Source organism: Pseudomonas sp. NPDC088414, from assembly GCF_044753325.1.
Lineage (GTDB): Bacteria > Pseudomonadota > Gammaproteobacteria > Pseudomonadales > Pseudomonadaceae > Aquipseudomonas.
The window spans coordinates 1-1,483 of the sequence record NZ_JBIVMY010000028.1; the positions used below are offsets into that span (position 1 = coordinate 1).

Genomic DNA, 1,483 nt, shown 5'->3' on the forward strand with positions numbered 1-1,483 from the left:
CCAGAATCACATCACAATCACAAAAGACTACAGACATCAGCACACAGAGTTTACCAAAGTCTTAAGCACTCATGCCTACGGCAAGAAATAAACCATTGGCGCGGTGCTCGCGAGCCTCACGCTCACGTTCGGTGCTCATACGCTCGAACACGCTGCGGTTCACTTCCTTCGGCAGATCGATGGCCTTGACCCGGACATCGACCACTTCGATACCCAGCTCTTTTTCCGCCATCTTGTTCAGCGACGCGGTGATATCAGCCATCAATGCGTCACGCTCACCCGACACCACTTCGTGCAGGGTGCGCTTGCCGAACTGGTCACGCAGACCGGATTCCAGACGACGGGACAGACGCTCGTCGGCGATTTGCTTGAGGCCGGAAGTCGCGGTGTAGAAGCGCTCGGCATCTTTCACCCGCCACTTGGCGTAGGCATCGACCATCACGGCTTTCTTTTCCAGGGTCAGGAAACGCTGTGTCGGTGCATCCAGCGTCATCAGACGTGCGTCAAATTTACGCACCTGGTTAACGTAAGGCACTTTCACATGCAGGCCCGGCTGGACATCAGCCTGAACCACACGACCGAACTGCAGCAGCACCGCACGCTCGGTCTGAGCGACGATGTAGAAGCAGTTCCAGCCCACCAGCACCACGACAACGCCAACGATCAGGGCGATCAGCGATTTATTGCTCATCAGCGGGTCTCCCTTGTACGTGTCTGCGGCAGGTCAGTGACATGCGGCGTGACGTCCGTGTTTTTGCTGGCGGCAGCCGAACCGGTGACCGGTGCATTGCTGCCCGAACTGTTCTGGATCATTTTGTCCAACGGCAGGTAAAGCAGGTTGCTCTGGCCATTCTTGTTACCGGTCACGAGTACCTTGCTGGTGTTGCTGAAGACTTCCTGCATGGTGTCCAGATACAGACGCTGGCGGGTGACTTCAGGGGCCTTGCGATACTCGGCGACCAGTTTGGTAAAGCGATCCGCCTCACCCTTGGCGCGCGAGACCGTCTCGTCGCGGTAACCGTTGGCATCCTCGAGGATGCGCTGGGCCTGACCACGGGCTTCCGGCACGACGCCGTTGGCGTAGGTTTCAGCCTGGTTGCGCGAACGCTGCTCGTCTTCACGGGCGCGGATCACGTCGTCGAAGGCTTCCTGCACTTCACGCGGTGCCGCTGCGCTCTGTACGTTGACCTGGGTGACGGTGATACCGGTGCGATAGGTGTCGAGGAAACGTTGCAGACGCTCCTTGATTTCGCTGGCCATCAATTCACGACCTTCGGTCAGCACCTGATCCATGGCGGTCGAACCCACCACGTGGCGCAGGGCGCTGTCGGTCGCATGCTGCAGGCTGATTTCCGGCTGATCGACGTTCAGAACGAAGTCCTGCAGGTTGCTGATCTTGTACTGCACGGTCAGAGTTAGTTAGAGGTTGTTGTAGTGTTAGTTTTTAATCTTGTGTTTATTTGTGTTTGGTCGCTGTATCTTT

The 1,483-nt window shown here is 57.2% G+C and carries 2 pseudogenes; both read right to left on the reverse strand.

Features of this window, described 5'->3' with window-relative positions:
• Positions 1 to 64: 64 nt before the first annotated feature.
• Positions 65 to 691: pseudogene (gene hflC, locus ACIP8I_RS20675) on the reverse strand (protease modulator HflC); the annotation flags it as partial.
• A pseudogene (gene hflK, locus ACIP8I_RS20680) lies at positions 691 to 1,416 on the reverse strand (FtsH protease activity modulator HflK); the annotation flags it as partial. The pseudogenes hflK and hflC, both read right to left, overlap by 1 nt.
• Positions 1,417 to 1,483 lie beyond the last annotated feature (67 nt).